The organism is Variovorax sp. FG153, from assembly GCF_057809595.1.
The window spans coordinates 34,832-51,225 of record NZ_JBMDKG010000061.1 but is presented as its reverse complement, the minus strand read 5'-3'; the positions used below and the strand labels follow the sequence as shown (position 1 = coordinate 51,225).

14 protein-coding genes are annotated in these 16,394 nt (G+C 69.6%); 1 reads left to right on the top strand and 13 read right to left on the bottom strand.

Annotated features, from left to right (window positions below; all coding sequences use genetic code 11):
- Positions 1-73: 73 nt before the first annotated feature.
- The 10 genes from ACODT0_RS37990 to ACODT0_RS37945 form a co-directional block, all read right to left on the bottom strand.
- A complete protein-coding gene (locus tag ACODT0_RS37990; protein WP_057595041.1) occupies positions 74-1,735 on the bottom strand; it encodes a Na/Pi cotransporter family protein in 1,662 nt (553 codons plus the stop codon).
- Between the two features lie 93 nt (positions 1,736-1,828).
- Entirely contained in the window at positions 1,829-2,692 is an 864-nt protein-coding gene (locus ACODT0_RS37985; RefSeq protein ID WP_489043661.1) for a phosphodiesterase, read from the bottom strand.
- Positions 2,689-3,762 carry an ABC transporter ATP-binding protein gene (locus ACODT0_RS37980; protein WP_489043660.1) on the bottom strand — a complete coding sequence of 358 codons (1,074 nt, stop codon included), beginning with the start codon at positions 3,760-3,762 and terminating at the stop codon, positions 2,689-2,691. Before ACODT0_RS37980 ends, ACODT0_RS37985 begins: the two co-directional genes overlap by 4 nt.
- Positions 3,752-4,552, bottom strand: a complete 801-nt coding sequence (locus ACODT0_RS37975; protein ID WP_203204726.1) for an ABC transporter permease — start codon at positions 4,550-4,552, stop codon at positions 3,752-3,754. Before ACODT0_RS37975 ends, ACODT0_RS37980 begins: the two co-directional genes overlap by 11 nt.
- Before the next feature lie 7 nt (positions 4,553-4,559).
- Positions 4,560-5,411 (bottom strand): ABC transporter permease, encoded by an 852-nt coding sequence (locus ACODT0_RS37970; RefSeq protein ID WP_412179952.1) that lies wholly within the window; start codon positions 5,409-5,411, stop codon positions 4,560-4,562.
- A gap of 15 nt (positions 5,412-5,426) precedes the next feature.
- The gene (locus ACODT0_RS37965) at positions 5,427-6,440 is read right to left on the bottom strand and encodes an ABC transporter substrate-binding protein (RefSeq protein WP_057595037.1); all 1,014 of its coding nucleotides are present in this window, start codon (positions 6,438-6,440) and stop codon (positions 5,427-5,429) included.
- A 51-nt stretch (positions 6,441-6,491) separates the two neighbouring features.
- A complete protein-coding gene (locus tag ACODT0_RS37960) occupies positions 6,492-7,511 on the bottom strand; it encodes a LacI family DNA-binding transcriptional regulator (RefSeq protein ID WP_489043659.1) in 1,020 nt (339 codons plus the stop codon).
- A 152-nt stretch (positions 7,512-7,663) separates the two neighbouring features.
- A complete protein-coding gene (gene lspA / locus ACODT0_RS37955; RefSeq protein WP_057595035.1) occupies positions 7,664-8,176 on the bottom strand; it encodes a signal peptidase II in 513 nt (170 codons plus the stop codon).
- Positions 8,176-11,028 (bottom strand): isoleucine--tRNA ligase, encoded by a 2,853-nt coding sequence (ileS, locus tag ACODT0_RS37950; protein WP_489043658.1) that lies wholly within the window; start codon positions 11,026-11,028, stop codon positions 8,176-8,178. Before ileS ends, lspA begins: the two co-directional genes overlap by 1 nt.
- Positions 11,029-11,150: 122 nt before the next feature.
- Complete coding sequence (locus tag ACODT0_RS37945; protein ID WP_489043657.1) at positions 11,151-12,263, bottom strand: bifunctional riboflavin kinase/FMN adenylyltransferase; 1,113 nt, start codon at positions 12,261-12,263, stop codon at positions 11,151-11,153.
- A gap of 168 nt (positions 12,264-12,431) precedes the next feature.
- On the opposite strand from ACODT0_RS37945, the gene ACODT0_RS37940 reads away from it, so the two are divergent.
- On the top strand, positions 12,432-12,992 hold the full coding sequence (locus ACODT0_RS37940; protein WP_057595044.1) for an HNH endonuclease: 561 nt from the start codon (positions 12,432-12,434) through the stop codon (positions 12,990-12,992).
- A 4-nt stretch (positions 12,993-12,996) separates the two neighbouring features.
- Here ACODT0_RS37940 and ACODT0_RS37935 read toward each other — a convergent pair whose 3' ends face one another.
- From ACODT0_RS37935 to ACODT0_RS37925, 3 genes are all read right to left on the bottom strand, one after another.
- Positions 12,997-13,782, bottom strand: a complete 786-nt coding sequence (locus tag ACODT0_RS37935; RefSeq protein ID WP_057595032.1) for an enoyl-CoA hydratase — start codon at positions 13,780-13,782, stop codon at positions 12,997-12,999.
- 17 nt (positions 13,783-13,799) lie between these two features.
- Entirely contained in the window at positions 13,800-15,179 is a 1,380-nt protein-coding gene (locus ACODT0_RS37930; RefSeq protein ID WP_489043656.1) for an alpha/beta fold hydrolase, read from the bottom strand.
- Positions 15,180-15,273: 94 nt separating this feature from the next.
- On the bottom strand, positions 15,274-16,389 hold the full coding sequence (locus ACODT0_RS37925; RefSeq protein WP_057595030.1) for an acyl-CoA dehydrogenase family protein: 1,116 nt from the start codon (positions 16,387-16,389) through the stop codon (positions 15,274-15,276).
- Between the last annotated feature and the right edge of the window lie 5 nt (positions 16,390-16,394).

The following is a 16,394-nucleotide window of genomic DNA, read 5'->3' as shown; positions in this document are numbered from 1 at the left end:
TTTCTCTTGGCGAGACAAGAGAAAGTGACTCGCCCGCCGGGGCGAGACCCGGCCTACTGCCTAAAAAAGACCATTACCCCTCGATCTTCCCCAACCGAGACTCCTTCAACCGAGAAGGTGCCAACGCCCCAGCCGACTCCAAGATCGGATAAGCAATGGAACAGATATGCGAATTGATCCGCTTCAAATCGCTGATCAGATCGATATGCAATGAACTGGTCTCGATGCTCAACGTCGTCCGATCCGACAACCGATCCAGGTGCGTCGTCGCGTAGGCCCGCTCCAGATCCCGAAACCGAGCCTTCTCCTCGAGCAGCTTCTGCGCATCCCGAACATTCCCGTTCAGGAACACGCTCATCGACAGCCGCAGATTCGCCACCAGCCGCCCGTGCAGCTCGACGATCTCCGCCATCCCCGCTTCCGAGAAGTTGCGCTGCGGCTTGATCTTCTTGTCCTCCACGTCCTGGATCACCCGCTCGATGATGTCGCCGATCTGCTCCATGTTGATCGTGAAGCTGATGATGTCGGTCCAGCGCCGGCTCTCCTCCTCGCCGAGGGCCTCGCGCGAGATGCGCGTCATGTAGTACTTGATCGCCGAATAGAGCTCGTCCACCGTGTCGTCGAGCTGGCGCAGCTCCTGCGCCAGCTTGAGGTCGTTGCGGCGGATCACGTCGAGCACGCCGATCAGCATCGTCTCCACGATGTCGGCCTGGTGCAGCGCCTCGCGCGCGGCATTGGAGATCGCGAGCGTCGGCGTCGACAGCGCCGAGGGATCGAGGTGGTGCGGCCGCAGCGAAGCCGCCGAGGGCGCGGGCTCGGGCAGCATGCGCGTCACCAGCTTCGCCACCGTCTGCGTGAGGCCGATGAAGCCGATGCTGATCACGATGTTGAAGGCCAGGTGGAACAGCACCACGCCATGCGTGGGCGTGGGCAGTTGCGGCTGCACGTAGCGCAGCCAGAGGCCGACGAAGGGCGCGACCACCGCCACGCCCAGGGCCTTGAACAGCAGGTTGCCGATGGTCACCTGGCGCACGGGGATCGCCGACTTGGCGGTGGTCAGCACCGCGAGCAGGCCGCTGCCGAGGTTGGCGCCGAGCACCAGGCCGAGCGCCACGTCGAGCGGCACCACGTTCGAATTGGCCATGGTCGCCACCAGCAGCACCACCGCGAGGCTCGAGTACGAGGCGATCGCGAGCACGGAGCCGATGGTGATCTCGAGCAGCACGTCGCTGTTGAGCGAGGCCAGCACCGCGCGCACCGCCTGCGAGGAGAACAGCGGCTCGGTGGCTTCGACCACCAGCTGGAGGGCCAGGAGCATCAGGCCCAGGCCGATGAAGACGCGGCCGATGCGGCCCGCCACGCTGGCCGGGCGGCTGATGAACAGCACCACGCCCACGAAGATGAACATCGGCGAGAGCCAGGACAGGTCGGCGGAGAACAGCACCGAGATCAGCGCCGTGCCCACGTCGGCGCCGCGCATCACCGCCAGCGCCGCGGGCAGGGTGATCAGGCCCTGGCCGACGAAGGAGGAGGTCATCAGCGAGGTGGCGGTGCTTGATTGCACGAGGGCCGTGACGCCGATGCCCGAGAGGGCGGCCGTGAATCGGTTGCGCATGCTCTGCACGAGGATCTTGCGCAGGTTGGCGCCGAACACGCGAAGAACGCCGGTGCGCACGAGGTGCGTGCCCCACACCAGCAGGGCGACGGCCGCCAGCAGGTTCAGAAGATGCTTCATGGGTGTCGGGCTTGATCCTTTCTTTTCGTTCTGTTTCGGTTTTGCGTCGACCCCCCATTCTCCACATGTGGCCGGAGCAGGCCAGCCTGGGTCCTAGTCGATCAACGCGCCGTTGTCGTGGAAGGGATACGGCCCCTCGAAATGCCCGGAGGCCGCGAGGTGCGTGACCAGCCGGCCGGTCGTGGGCGACCAGGCATGCACGCGGAAGCCCGGAGGCTCGAGCGTCCAGGCCGAGGCCGCGTCGGGCGCGAGGTCGAGGCAGACCTGGTGCGCGGGCGCGGGCGCGGTCGAGGCCAGGGTGCCGCCGAAGCGCACGTCGATGGCGCGGTGCAGGTGGCCGCAGATCACGCGTTCCACATTGGAATGACGCGCGATCAGGGCCTCGAGTTCCGCGGCGCCCTCGAGCAGGCCGATCTCGTCCATGTGGCCGATCAGGGTCTGGAACGGCGGATGGTGCATCGCGACCACCACCGGCTCGCGCCGGCTCTCGCCGAGCCGGGCCTCGAGCCAGGCCAGCCGCTTCTCGCACAGCGCGCCACGGCTGGCGCCGGGCACCACGGTGTCGAGCGCGATCAGCCGCAGCGGCCCGACGTTCAACGCGTACTGCACGAAGCCGTCGCTGTCGCCGCCGTCGCCGAGGTAGGCGTGGCCGGGGAAGCTGCGGCGCAGCTGGTCGCGGTCGTCGTGGTTGCCGGGCATCAGGTGGACGGGGATGCCCCGCGCCTCGAGCGGGGCCAGCAGGCGCGCGAGGTGCTCGTACTCGGCGGCGCGGCCGAAGTCGGTGAGGTCGCCGGTGATGACCACCGCGTCGGGCGCCTGCCGCAGCGCGAGCACCGACTGCACCGCGCGCTCGAGGTAGGGCGCGGTGTCGATGCGGCCATAGGCCAGCCGGCCCGGCTCGCGGATGTGCAGGTCGGTGAGCTGGACCAGGAAGGTGTCGTGGGTCGTGGCGGTCATGCGCGGGTGTCCTGCGGGCTCATCAATCGGTCGGGGTGGATGCGAAGGGCGACGGCATCGCCGATGCCGTAGGGCGTGTCGCGCGCGGTGTCGGCCAAGAGCATCCGTGGCTGGTCGGCCACGCGCAGCTGCAGCTGCACGCGGTCGCCGAGGAAGGTGCGGCGCTCGACCGTGGCGGTGCCCCAGCCGGGCCGCGCGGGCTGCGCGGGGCCGACCTCGATGTCCTCGGGGCGCACCAGCAGCATCGCGCGGTCGCGCCAGGCGCCGGGGCAGGGCAGGGCGCTGCCGCCGAGCCGCACGACATCGTCGCGCAGCGCCTCGGGCGCGCGCTCGAGCCGGTTCACGCGGCCGAGGAACTCGGCCACGAAAGGATGGGCGGGCGCGCGGTAGAGGTCCTCGCCGCGGCCCACCTGCACGATGCGGCCGGCCTGCATCACGGCGAGCCGGTCGGCGATGGCCAGCGCCTCCTGCTGGTCGTGCGTGACGTGCACGGCGGTGATGTGCAGCCGCCGCAGCAGCTCGGCGAGCTCGTCGCGCAGCGACTCCTTGAGCTTGGCGTCGAGCGCGGCCAGCGGCTCGTCGAGCAGCAGCACGCGCGGGCGCACCGCCACCGCGCGCGCGAGTGCCACGCGCTGGCGCTGGCCGCCCGAGAGCTCGGCCGGGCGCTTGTTCTCGAGGCCGCCCAGGCGCACCAGGTCGACCAGCTCGCCGACGGCGCGCTGCTCCTCGGCCGGCGCCACGCCGCGGATGCGCAGGCCGTAGCCGATGTTGGCCGCCACCGTCATCTGCGGGAACAGCGCGTAGCTCTGGGACACCATGCCCACGCCGCGCTGCTCGACCGGGCGCTGCGTCACGTCCTGGCCGCCGAAGGCGATGCGGCTGCCGGCATCGGGCGTTTCCAGGCCCGCGATCAGCCGCAGCAGCGTGGTCTTGCCGCAGCCCGAGGGGCCGAGCAGCGCCAGCACCTCGCCGGCCTCCACCTGGAGGTCGGTGGGCTGCAGGCCGCGCGTGCCGTCGGCATAGGTCTTGGCGCAGCGGGCGATGTCGATGGGGACGCGTTCAAGTTCCATGGCGTTTCTGGATCAGGTGGGCGAGGTATTGCAGGCCCCACAGCACGGGGAGGATGACGGCGAAGAAGACCAGCGTGTAGGCCGAGCCGATCTCGATGCGCATCGAGGCATAGCTGTCGGCCAGGCCCACGGGCAGGGTGCGCGTGAGCGGGGTGTGCAGCATCCAGGTGAGGTTGAACTCGCCGACCGAGAGCGTGAACACCATCAGGCTGCCGGCCACGATGGCGGGGAACACGGCCGGCACCAGGATGCCCATGAAGCGCTGGCGAAAGCTCGCGCCCAGCGTGCGCGCGGCCTCCTCGAGCGCGAGCAGCTCGTGGCGCTGGAAGGCCGAGCTCACGGTGCGCACCATGAAGGGCAGCGTGAACACGACGTGGCCGACCAGGATGAAGGCGAAGCTCTGGCGGAAGGCCGTGAGCTGGCCGTAGGCGAGGATCAGTGCGAGCGCGGTCGCCAGGCCCGGCACCGCGACCGGCAGGGTCAGCAGTTCCTCGAAGACATGGGCCGCGCGCGAGCGGCTGCGCGCCAGCGCATAGGCGCAGGGCACGCCGAGCAGCACGGTGCAGGCGACGCAGGCCGCGGCCAGCGCGAGCGACCAGCCGACGGTGCCGCCGTAGTTCTCCCACACCTCGCCGAGCCAGCGCAGGGTGAGGCCGCTCTTCAGGCCGGTGCTGTAGTTGTTGACCAGGCCGGCCATCACCGACAGCAGCATGGGCGCGATCATGAACAGGCTCACGACCAGCGTGATCGCGAGCAGGAAGGGCGCCTGGGGCCGGGTGTTGGTTCGCATGGAGGCCTCAGCGTGCGACGGGGTTCGCGCCGAAGCGGCGCGCGGCGAACAGCACCAGCCAGGTCACGAGGCCGAGCGCGATCGACAGCGAGGCCGCGAGCGCGAAGTTCGCGTAGTTGGTGAACTCGTTGTAGATGGTGATCGGGATTACCTCGAACTTGCTCGCGAGCGTGAAGGCGGTGCCGAAGGCGCCCATCGAGGTCGCGAACAGGATCGCGCCGCAGGCCAGGGTGGTGGGCGCGAGCTCGGGCATCCACACGTCGCGCGCCACGCGCAGCCGCGAGGCGCCGAGCGAGCGCGCGGCCTCCTCGAGCTGCAGGTTCATGGCCTCGGCCGCGGCCGCGTAGGTGGCGATGGCGCGCGGCAGCGAGAAATACAGGTAGGCCAGGAACAGCCCGAGCAGGCCGTAGGCGAAGGTGATGCGCTCGCCGATCAGCGCGTCGCTCAAGCTGGCCACCACGCCCTGGCGGCCGCCGAGCAGGATCACGAAGAAGCCGATGATCACACCCGGAAAGGACAGCGGCAGCGTGAGCAGCGACAGCAGCACGCGCCGGCCCCGGAAGGCATGGCGCGCGAGATAGATGCCCACCGCCGCGCCGAGCACCAGCGTGGCCAGCGTGACCGCCGCCGACAGCAGCACGGTGTTGGCCATGCTCTGCAGGTAGCGCGCGTCGGTCAGCACGGCGAAGTAGGTGGCCCAGCCCTTGTCGGCGGGCAGCGCGAGCAGCCGCACCACCGGCAGCAGCCAGAAGGCCGCGAAGAAGGCGGCCGCGGGCAGGGCGCAGGCCAGCAGCCGCCAGCGCGGGGTCCAGGCGCCGGCGGCGCCGTCCGGGGGCATGGTGGCGGTGGCCTGCGTCATCTCATGCGGTGCGGCTCAGCGCACTTCCTTCAGGTACTCGTCGGAGAAGGCGCGCTGCGCCGCGGCCATGCGGCCGTAGTCCACGCTCTTGGCGCGCGCGTAGTCGCTCGCGGGCAGGAACTGGGCCTCGATCTCCTTGGGCATCGCGCCGGCGCGCACCGGGCGCAGGTAGGCCTTGGCCCAGATCGCCTGGCCCTCGTCGGACAGCGTGAAGTCCAGCACCTTCTTGGCGTCGGCCGCGTGCGGCGCCTTGGCCACCAGGCTCATCACGTAGGGCACGGCCAGTGTGCCTTCGCTCGGGATCACGAAGGCGACGTTGGCCTTGTCCTTGTACTTGGCGCGGTAGGCGTTGAAGTCGTAGTCGAGCAGGATCGCGATCTCGCCCGAGAGCACGCGCGCGTACGAGGTCTGCTTGGGCACGATCGGCTCGTTCTTCTGCAGCGCCTTGAAGTAGTCGATGGCCGGCTTGAAGTTGTCGAGCGTGCCGCCGCGCGCCTCGTTGACCGCGACCGCGCCGACGTAGCCGACGAAGGCCGAGGCCGGGTCGAGGTAGCCGATCAGGCCCTTGTACTCGGGCTTGAGCAGGTCGGCCCACGACTTGGGGACCGGCTTGCCCTTGAGCGCGTCGACATTGACCATGAAGCCCAGCGTGCCCGAGTGGATGGTGAACCAGTTGCCGGCCGGGTCCTTGAGGCCGTCGGGGATGTCCTTCCAGGCGGCCGGCTTGTAGGGCTCGACCAGGCCGTCCTTGGCGGCCTGCACCGCGAAGGTCACGCCGAGGTAGGTGACGTCGGCCACCGGGCTGGCCTTCTCGGCCGCCATCTGCGCGAGCGACTGGCCCGAGTTCTTGTTGTCGGGCGGCACGGTGATGCCGGTCCTGGCCTTGATGGCCTTCAGCTGGGTGCCCCAGTCGGCCCATTCGGTCGGGCAGTTGTAGCAGATGGCGGTCTGCGCGAAGGCGGCGCTGCCGCCGACGAGCGCGGCGGCGAGCAGGCCGAGGCGCGCGATGCGGCGCAAGGGAGAGGACATGGGAGAAGCTCCTGTGGCGGGTGGGTTGAAGCGGTCGGGAGAAAAGGGGCGTCAGGCGATGTCGCCCGGATCGCCGTCGGGCGCGGCGGCGCACGATTCGCCGTCGCGGAACACGTGGGGCAGCAGCAGGCTGGCGTCGGCGTCGAGCGCGCCGCCGCCGGCCATGGCCTGGATCAGCAGCTCGACGCCGTGGCGGCCGATGTCGCTGTTGGGCTGCGCGATGGTGCCGAGCGCAGGCGTGAGGTCCTCGCCGAGCGCGATGCCGTCGAAGCCGATCACGCTGAGGTCGGCGGGCACGGCCAGGCCGCTGCGGTGCGCGGCGCGAATGCTGCGGATGGCGAGCAGGTCGTTCGAGCAGACCAGCGCGCTGGGCCGGTGGCGCAGCTGCAGCAGCCGCGCGAGGCGTTCGACCGCGCTCTCGACGAAAGGCACCTCGACCAGCGGCTGCGGCTTGAGGCCGGCATCGGCCATGCCTTTCTGATAGCCGCGGTAGCGCTGCTGCGCGCGGTCGGAGGCCGCCAGCGTGCCGCTGACCATCGCGATGCGCCGGTGGCCCAGCAGCACCAGCCGCGCCACCGCGTCGGCGACGGCGGCCTCGTTGTCGACCGTGACGCAGGGATGCGCGGGATGGCGGTTGTAGGCCAGCACGTAGGGCACGCGCTGGGCGCGCAGCCGCTCGAGCGCCTTCGAGGTCGAGGGGTTGGAGACCACGAGGATCAGGCCGTCGACATTGCCGGCCAGGAGCATGTGGACCGCGCGCTCCTCCTCGTCGAGCTTGTAGCCGGTGGTGACCGGGATGATCGCGTAGCCGCCGGCCACGGCCGCCTGCGCGATGCCCTGCAGGCATTCGGCGAAGGTGGGGTTCAGCAGCGTGGGCAGCACCACGCCGAGCACGCGGCTGCGCTGGGTGCGCAGGGTGCGGGCGCTGGCATTCGGCAAGTAGTTCAGCTCGCGTGCCGCGCGCTCGACCAGGTCGCGCGTGGCGCCGCTGACCTTGTCGGGGAAATTGAAGACGCGCGAGACGGTGGCGACGGAAACGCCGGCCTTGGCCGCGACTGCTTGGATGCTCATCGATGGGTGCTATGTAATCGATTACATTGGACCGCGGCAGTATGACCCCGCCATGACAGCGCGGGATCGATGAAAACCCGCGCGCCCGAATGCGCGAAGGGCGCGCCGGGGATCCCGGCGCGCCCTTCGAGGGAGCAAAAAGACGGTGGCCGCTACTTGCCGCGCCGCACCCTTCGGATCTCGTCGACGATCAGGCAGATCGCGCCGAGCGTGATCGCGCTGTCGGCCGCGTTGAAGGCCGGGAAGTACCAGTTGCCCGCGTGGAAGCTCAGGAAGTCCACCACGTAGCCGTGCATCATCCGGTCGACCACGTTGCCGACGGCGCCGCCCAGGATGCAGGCCATGGCGAACGAGAACAGCTTCTGGCCCGCGTGCGACTTCAGCATCCAGACGATGAACACGGCCGCCGCCACGCCGATGCCGGTGAACAGCCAGCGCTGCCAGCCCGAATGGTCGGCCAGGAAGGAGAAGGCCGCGCCCGTGTTGTGCCAGCGTCCCACGTTGAAGAAGCTGGTGACGTAGGTGGAGTCGCCGTACTTGTAGTAGCCGAGGATCAGCGTCTTGGTGAACTGGTCGATGATCACGATGATCAGCGCCAGCGCGAGCCAGGGCCAGATACCCAGGCCGCGCGAGCGCGAGGCCGAAGCGGTGCGGGTGGCGGCCATCAGGCGAAGCTCCTCGATTCACCGGCGCCGAACAGGTTGCTGGTGCAGCGCCCGCAGATCGTCGGATGGGCCGGATCGTGACCCACGTCGTCGCGGTAGTGCCAGCAGCGCTCGCATTTCTGCGCCGTGCTCGGCACGACCGCCGTGGCCAGCGCCTCGCCCGCGGCCAGCTCGATCGCCGAGGCGATGAAGACGAACTTCAGGTCCTCGCCGAGCGAACCCAGCAGCGCGAAATCCTCGGCCGGAGCCGTCACGCGCAGGTTGGCCTGCAGCGAGGAGCCGACCTGGCCCTCGGCGCGCACCGTCTCGATCTCCTTGTTCACCGCGTCGCGGATCTCGCGGATGCGGCTCCACTTGGCGAGTAGCGCCTCGTCGGGTGCGTCGAAGCGGCTGTAGGTCTGGGTGAAGATCGAGTCGCCGGCCTGGCCGGTGCCGACGATCTTCCAGGCCTCCTCGGCCGTGAAGCTCAGGAACGGCGCCATCCAGCGCAGCATCGCCTGCGCGATGTGCCACAGCGCGGTCTGCGCGCTGCGGCGCGCGCGCGAGCCGGGCGCGGTGGTGTAGAGGCGGTCCTTCAGGATGTCGAGGTAGAAGCCGCCGAGGTCTTCCGAGCAGTAGATCTGCAGCTTGGCGACCACCGGGTGGAACTCGTACACCTTGTAGTGCGCGAGGATCTCGTCCTGGAACTGCGCGGCGCGCGCGAGCGCATAGCGGTCGATCTCGAACAGCTCCGACAGGGGCAGCGCGTCCTTCGCGACGTCGAAGTCGCTGGTGTTGGCCAGCAGGAAGCGCAGCGTGTTGCGGATGCGGCGGTAGGCGTCGACCACGCGCGCGAGGATCTTGTCGTCGCCCGCGATGTCGCCCGAGTAGTCGCTCGCGGCCACCCACAGGCGGATGATCTCCGAGCCCAGCTTGTTGCTGATCTCCTGCGGATCGATGCCGTTCTTGAGCGACTTGCTCATCTTGATGCCCTTGGCATCGACGGTGAAGCCGTGCGTGAGCAGGCCCTTGTAGGGCGCGCGGTCTTCGAGCGCGCAGGCCAGCAGCAGCGACGAGTGGAACCAGCCGCGATGCTGGTCGTGGCCTTCGAGGTAGAGGTCGGCCTCGGGGCCGGTCTCGTGGTGCACCGTGGGGTGGGTGCCGCGCAGCACGTGATAGAAGGTCGAGCCCGAGTCGAACCACACCTCGAGGATGTCGGTGCTCTTGGTGTAGCTCGGCGCATCCTCGGCGCCGAGGATCTCTTCGACCGTGACGCGGCTCCAGGCCTCGATGCCGCCCTTCTCGACGATGTCGGCGGCCTGGTCGAGGATCTCCATCGTGCGCGGATGCAGCTCGCCCGAGTCCTTGTGCAGGAAGAACGGGATCGGCACGCCCCAGCTGCGCTGGCGGCTGATGCACCAGTCGGGCCGGCCGGCGATCATGTCGTGCAGGCGGGCCTTGCCGTTCTCCGGATAGAAGCTGGTCTCTTCGATCGCGTCGAGCGCGGTCTGGCGCAGCGTCTTGGGCGCCTTGTCCTTGGTGAACACGCCCTCGCCCTCGTCCATGCGGATGAACCACTGGGCCGCGGCGCGGTAGATCACCGGCGTCTTGTGGCGCCAGCAGTGCGGGTAGCTGTGGCTGATGGTCTCGGTGGTCAGCAGGCGGTTGGCATCGCGCAGCGCGGCGATGATCACCGGCACGGCCTTCCAGATGTTCTGGCCGCCGAACAGCGGGAAGTCGGGCGCGTAGCTGCCGTTGCCCTGCACCGGGTTCAGGATGTCGTCGTAGGCCAGGCCATGGGCGACGCAGGAGTTGAAGTCGTCCAGGCCGTAGGCGGGCGACGAGTGGACAAGGCCGGTGCCGTCGGTGGCGGTGGCGTAGTCGGCCAGGTAGATCGGCGACAGGCGGCGGTAGCCGGCGTCCACGTCGTACAGCGGATGCTCGAACTCGAGCCCGCCGAGCGCCTCGCCCTTGACGGTGGCGATCACCTTGCCGTCGAGCGCATAGCGCGTCATGCACATCTCGACCAGCGAGGCGGCCAGGATCAGCAGGCCGCGCTCGGTGTCGACCAGCGCGTACTCGAGCTCGGGGTTGAGGTTGATCGCCTGGTTGGCCGGGATGGTCCAGGCGGTGGTGGTCCAGATGACGGCGAAGACGTCGCCCAGCGCATCGGGCCGGCCGAAGGCGGCGAGCACCTTCTCGCGCTCGTGCGCCTTGAAGGCCACGTCGAGGGTCTGGCTCTTCTTGTCGGCGTATTCGATCTCGAACTCGGCCAGCGACGAGCCGCAGTCGAAGCACCAGTAGACCGGCTTCAGGCCGCGGTAGACGAAGCCGCGCTCGATCACGCGCTTGAACGCGCGCAGCTCGCCGGCCTCGTTGGCGAAGTCCATGGTCTTGTAGGGATGGTCCCATTCGCCGAGCACGCCCAGGCGCTGGAAGTCGGCCATCTGCTGCGCGATCTGCTCGGTGGCGTAGGCGCGGCTCTTGGCCTGCATCTCGTCGCGGCTCAGGTTGCGGCCGAACTGCTTCTCGATGGCGTTCTCGATCGGCAGACCGTGGCAGTCCCAGCCCGGCACGTAGAGCGCGTCGTAGCCCTCGAGCTGGCGCGCCTTGGTGATCATGTCCTTGAGGATCTTGTTCACCGCGTGGCCCATGTGGATCTGGCCGTTGGCGTAGGGCGGGCCGTCGTGCAGGATGAACTTGGGCGCGCCGCGGCGGGCCAGGCGCAGGCGGTGGTAGGTGCCGTGCTCGGCGTCGTTCCATTCCTTGACCCAGCCCGGTTCGCGCTTGGGCAGGTCGCCGCGCATCGGGAAGGGGGTGTCGGGCAGGTTCAGCGTGGAACGGTAATCGGTGGGGGCGGCAGCGTCAGACATGTTGGGGGTGCGAAACAGTGGGCTTCGACAGGCTCAGCCCGAACGGCACAAAGGGCGTCGGTGCGGAAGAAAAGCCGTTCGCCCTGAGCTTGTCGAAGGGCGGCAGCACGGAGCGTGCAGGGCTAAATTCGATCGCGCGTGGTCTGGCGGTGGGTTTCTGCGTGGGTGGATGCAAAGAAGGCACGCGCGTCGCGTCCATCCTTCGTGATGCCCGCGGTGAGGGCTTCGAGGCTGGTGTAGCGCAATTCGTCGTGCAATTTGTGCAGCAGTTCCACGCGCACGATTTTACCGTAGGCCCCTTCGGCGCCCAGGTGAGAGGGCCACTCGAGGCAATGGGTCTCGAGCAGGACCCGGCCGGCATTGACGTCGTTCGGGTCGAGCGAGGGCCGCACGCCGAGGTTGGCGACGCCGGGCAGCGGCCGCTCGGACAGGCCATGCACCAGCACCACGAAGATGCCGCTGGCCGCCGGTTTCCAGTGCTTGAAGCGCAGGTTGAGGGTGCGGAAGCCGTCGTCCTGCCCCGGCGCCGAGGCGCCGAGCGCGCGGCCCAGCTTGCGCCCGTGCACCACGTGGCCCGAGATGGCGTAGGGCCGGCCCAGCAGGGTCTGGGCATCGGCCATGCGGCCTTCGGCCAGCGCCTCGCGCACGGCCGAGCTCGACACGCGCAGGCCGTGCCCGTCGCCGGGCCGCCCCAAGACGGGCGCACCCCCTCGGGGGGCAGCGGGGCGAAGCCGCGCGTGGGGGTCCGATATCTCGTAGCTGTTCATGCGCGCGACGTCGAAACCGCGGGCATCGCCGGCCGCGTCGAGCATCGCGTAGTCGCCCGCGCGCCTGGCGCCGAAGCGGAAGTCATCGCCCACCAGCACGTAGCGCGCGCCCAGGCCGTTGACCAGCACGTTCTGGATGAATTCCTCGGGCGACTGCGAGGCCAGCCGGGCATCGAAGGGCAGCACCACGGTCTGCGCCACGCCGCAGGCGGCCAGCTCGCCGAGCTTGTCGCGCAGCGTGCCGATGCGCGCCGGGGCCAGCTCGGGCTTCTTCGAAAGCGCGGCGAAATAGTCGCGCGGATGGGGCTCGAAGGTCAGCACGCAGCTCGGCAGGCCGCGCTGCCGCGCCTCGGTCTGCAGGAGCGCCAGCATGGCCTGGTGGCCACGGTGGACGCCGTCGAAATTGCCGATGGTCAAGGCGCAGGCCGGAGCCACGCCCGGGTGCCGGAAGCCGCGGAAAACCTGCATGGGTGAATATCTTTTTGATAGCGCCTGTCGCCCGCCGAATGGGCTCATCAGGCCGTTTTGTCACAAAGCCGGTATATTGTGACGCAGTGCGCCGATCCGCGAGGTCGCCGACGCGCTCCGTGTCCCGGGTCTCTCCGTGTTTCTTTCGTCCTGTCGAGGAGGCGTGTGGTGAAGGTCTTGAAGCTGTCGGCCCAAGGGCTGCCCCAGTCGTGGATTTCGCTCGAACAGGCGGTGATCCACTATGCAGCGGACGAAGTCCGCTGGGAGGCTGGCGGCCAGGTGGCCCTGTTCCGCGGCGGCCACAACGCGATGACCGGCGAGCAGTCGCAGATTGCCGTCAACAGCATCATCGGCACCAAGGGCGTGCCGCGCATCAACCCCTTCACCCAGCGTCCGGGCCTCACCAACAGCAAGCTGTTCGCGCGCGACCGCAACGTCTGCGCCTACTGCGGCGGCCACTTCCACGAAGACGAGCTGACCCGCGAGCACATCATTCCGTTCGCGCAGCGCGGCATCGACACCTGGATGAACGTGGTCACGGCCTGCAAGCCCTGCAACCACCGCAAGAGCAGCCGCACCCCCGAGCAGGCCAACATGCCGCTGCTCTACGCGCCCTACGTGCCCAGCCTCTGGGAGGACTTCATTCTGCGCAACCGCCGCATCCTGGCGGACCAGATGGAGTTCCTGATGGCGCACCTGCCGCAGAGTTCGCGGCTGCACGACAGCTAGCTGCTCAGGCTTTCCAGGAAGGCGGGCGCTTCTCGATGAAGGCCTGCACGCCTTCCAGCGCACTCGCATCCATCATGTTGCAGGCCATGGTCTGGCTGGCGTCCGCCAGTGCCGGCGCGATGCCCGTTTCGAGCTGCCGGTAGAACAGCGCCTTGCCGAGCGCCAGCGCGGTGCGCGGCTTGGCGACGATGCTGGCCAGCAGCGCCTCGAGCGCGGCATCGAGCTGGTCCGGCGGCGCCACGCGGTTGACCAGGCCCTTCTCGCGCGCCTCCTCGGCGCCGATGAATTCGCCGGTGACGAGCATCTCGAAGGCTTCCTTGCGCCCGAGGTTGCGCGACAGCGTGACGCTCGGCGTGGCGCAGAACAGCCCGACGTTGACGCCGCTGACCGCGAAGCGCGCCTCGCCCGAGGCCACGGCGAGGTCGCACACCGCCACCAGCTGGCAGCCCGCGGCGGTCGCGATGCCGTGCACGCGCGCGATGACGGGCACCGGCAGCCGCTGCAGCGACAGCATCATCTCGCCGCAGCGCGCGAACAGGCGCTGGTAGTAGTCGAGCGCGGGCGCGGCGCGCATTTCCTTCAGGTCGTGGCCGGCGCAGAAGGCCTTGCCGGCGCCCGCGATCACGACGGCACGCACCGTGTCGTCGGCCGCGATGCCGGCGATGGCGTCCTCGAGGGCGCCCAGCATGCCCTCGGACAGCGCATTGAACGCGCCCGGGCGGTTGAGCGTGAGGGTGACCACGCCGCGGGCGTCGCGGGCCTCGAGCACGAAGGGGGAGCTGTCGTTCATCGCATGCCGCCTTTTCTTCAGTAGGTCAGTTCCAGCACCGTGACATGGCGCTGGGCCGCCGGCCAGGTGAGGCCCGTGAGGCGCTCGCCGTTGAATTCGCCAGTGACCGCGCGCTGCGGCCCGGCGCCCGTGTCGCGCAGGCGCGAACTCGACACGCCGGCCCCCTTGGGCGGAACGCCGGCCGGCGGGCTCTGGCCGTCGAAGCGCATGGTGTCGCGCTGGGCGTCGAAGTAGCCGCGCGGCCGCGTGAAGACGGCAACGGCGTTGGCGCTGCCGTCGGCCGCCACGATCGGGTCAAACCGCAGGTTCACGAGGCTGCTGCCGCGCGGGAACGGGCTGCGGTAGACGTGGGTGATGCCGGCCGGGGTATCGAGCACGAATTCGTAGGCCGCATCGGGGCGCGCGCCGAAGGGGCCCCAGCGGCCGTCGGCGCCGACGGTCTTGCGGTGCACGGGCTCGCCGAGCCGCCGGCCCGTGGCCGGATCGACCGCGTACACCAGCACCTGCGCGCCGGCCAGCGACTGGTTCTCCGCGCCGATCGCGCGGCCGTCGAGCACCACGTTGGCCTCGCGAATGATCTCCAGGCTGCGTGGCGCCTCGCCCGTGAGGAACTGCCAGGTCGCCGCGAAGGCCGCGGGCGAGAACGAGGTCTCGCGGTGGTCCACGCGCGGCAGCACGATGTTGGTCGCGCCCTTGAGCGCCGGGCCGTCGAAGCCGATGTTCGTCGGCTTGCCGGGCGAGCCGACCCACAGGCCGTCGGGCTGGGCGAACTTGTCGTTGTTGTCCGAGCGCAGCGTGAGCCACTTCACACCGGGCGTCACCTCGTCGCCGTTCGGGCCCTTGGGCGCGTTGAGCTGCCGCATGAAGGGCGACAGCCCCGAGAACTCGTTGTTCTCGCGCAGGCCCGGCACGGCCCAGATGCCGTGCGCCGGGTTGCCGCCGAGCACCACGTGGCTGACGACGGCCGCGCCGCCGCCGTTCTGCACGTAGTTGCGGATGGTGTTGCCGCCGCGCGAGTTGCCGATCAGCACGACCCTGGCCGCGCCGGTGGCGCGCAGCACCTGCTCGACCCGTTCCTTGAGGAAGGCGGCCGATTCGGCCGTGGAGCTGCGCCCGGCCTGGGCCACGCCGTCGTCGTCGCGCGCCAGCGGCAGGGGCTGGTCGAAGGCGAACAGCCGCTCGCGCGGCCAGCCGTTCGACTCGAAGCGCCAGAACGTGGTCTGCCACAGCGCGGCCGAGTCGCCGTTGCCGTGCACGAAGACGATGGGCGGGCGGTCGGCGAGCGAGGGCATGGCGGTCGGCGCGTTGGCGCAGGCGGTCAACAGGAGGGCGGGAGAGGCGAGCAGCCCGGCGAGGACCGGCGGTGCGCCGAGGAGGAGGGTGCGGCGGGATGGCATGGTCGTTGTGGTTGCGTGGCGGCGGCCGTTCCGAATGAAAAACGCCCGCCGGCGCGAAGGCGGGCGGGCGCTGGATGCTAAGAGAAAAGCGGCGTCAGGCGAAGACGCCGGCCGTGTCCTGCATGCGCGCCGACACCTCGCCCAGGTGGTGGAAGCTGTCGCCGAAGCTCATCTCGAGCTGCGTGAGCTTGCGGAAGTAGTGGCTGCCGATGTATTCGTCGGTCACGCCGATGCCGCCATGCAGCTGCACCGAGTTCTGGCCCACGAAGCGCATCGACACGCCGAGCTGGTACTTGGCGCGCGCCAGCGCCTGGCGCCGCTCGGCCGCGGGGGCGTTGAGCTTCAGCGTGGCGTAGTAGCTCATCGAGCGCGCGAGCTCGAGCTGCATCTTCATGTCGGCGACGCGGTGGCGCAGCGCCTGGAAGCTCGAGATGACCACGCCGAACTGCTTGCGCTGGTTCATGTAGTCGACCGTCACGTCCAGCGTCTTGTCGAGCACGCCCACCGCTTCGGCGCAGGTGGCGGCGATGCCGACGTCGACCGCGTATTCGAGGGCCGCGAGGCCATCGGCCGTGACCAGCGTGGCGTCGGCCTTGTCGAACACCACCTCGGCGGCGCGGCTGCCGTCCTGCGTGCCGTAGCCGCGTGCTTCCACGCCGCTGGCGCTGCGCTCGACCAGGAACAGGGCGATCTTGCCGTCGGCCTGGGCGGGCACGAGGTAGGCATCGGCCTGGTCGCCGATGGCCACCAGGCTCTTGGCACCGGTCAGGCTCCAGCCCTCGCCGGCCTTCACGGCCTTGGCGTCGCAGACGTCGAGGCGATAGCGCGCCTTGCGTTCCTGGTAGGCCAGCACCACGATGGCCTCGCCACCCGCGATGCGCGGCAGCCAGGCCTTCTTGAGCGCGTCGCCAGCGTAGCCGCCGAGCACGGCGCCCGCGATCAGCGTCTGCGCGAAGGGCTCGAGCACGATGCCGCGGCCCAGCTCTTCCATCACGACCATGCCGGCCACCGGGCCCATGCCCAGGCCGCCGTCGTCCTCGGAAATGTAGAGGCCGCCGAGGCCGAGCTCGGCCAGTTCGTCCCAGGCCTCGCGCGAGAAGCCGCCCTTGGCCTCGATGCCGCGGCGGCGCTCGAAGTCATAGCCCTTGTCGACCCATTTGCGGACGGCGTCGCGCAGTTGTTCCTGGTCGTCGGTGAAATTGAAATCCATGTCTT

What these genes read in the sequence shown, in the direction of transcription:
- ACODT0_RS37990 (WP_057595041.1), bottom strand. Translation starts at nt 1,735, where the DNA reads ATGAAGCATCTTCTGAACCTGCTGGCGGCCGTCGCCCTGCTGGTGTGG.
- ACODT0_RS37985 (WP_489043661.1), bottom strand. Translation starts at nt 2,692, where the DNA reads ATGACCGCCACGACCCACGACACCTTCCTGGTCCAGCTCACCGACCTG.
- ACODT0_RS37980 (WP_489043660.1), bottom strand. Translation starts at nt 3,762, where the DNA reads ATGGAACTTGAACGCGTCCCCATCGACATCGCCCGCTGCGCCAAGACC.
- ACODT0_RS37975 (WP_203204726.1), bottom strand. Translation starts at nt 4,552, where the DNA reads ATGCGAACCAACACCCGGCCCCAGGCGCCCTTCCTGCTCGCGATCACG.
- ACODT0_RS37970 (WP_412179952.1), bottom strand. Translation starts at nt 5,411, where the DNA reads ATGACGCAGGCCACCGCCACCATGCCCCCGGACGGCGCCGCCGGCGCC.
- ACODT0_RS37965 (WP_057595037.1), bottom strand. Translation starts at nt 6,440, where the DNA reads ATGTCCTCTCCCTTGCGCCGCATCGCGCGCCTCGGCCTGCTCGCCGCC.
- ACODT0_RS37960 (WP_489043659.1), bottom strand. Translation starts at nt 7,511, where the DNA reads ATGAGCATCCAAGCAGTCGCGGCCAAGGCCGGCGTTTCCGTCGCCACC.
- lspA (WP_057595035.1), bottom strand. Translation starts at nt 8,176, where the DNA reads ATGGCCGCCACCCGCACCGCTTCGGCCTCGCGCTCGCGCGGCCTGGGT.
- ileS (WP_489043658.1), bottom strand. Translation starts at nt 11,028, where the DNA reads ATGTCTGACGCTGCCGCCCCCACCGATTACCGTTCCACGCTGAACCTG.
- ACODT0_RS37945 (WP_489043657.1), bottom strand. Translation starts at nt 12,263, where the DNA reads ATGCAGGTTTTCCGCGGCTTCCGGCACCCGGGCGTGGCTCCGGCCTGC.
- ACODT0_RS37935 (WP_057595032.1), bottom strand. Translation starts at nt 13,782, where the DNA reads ATGAACGACAGCTCCCCCTTCGTGCTCGAGGCCCGCGACGCCCGCGGC.
- ACODT0_RS37930 (WP_489043656.1), bottom strand. Translation starts at nt 15,179, where the DNA reads ATGCCATCCCGCCGCACCCTCCTCCTCGGCGCACCGCCGGTCCTCGCC.
- ACODT0_RS37925 (WP_057595030.1), bottom strand. Translation starts at nt 16,389, where the DNA reads ATGGATTTCAATTTCACCGACGACCAGGAACAACTGCGCGACGCCGTC.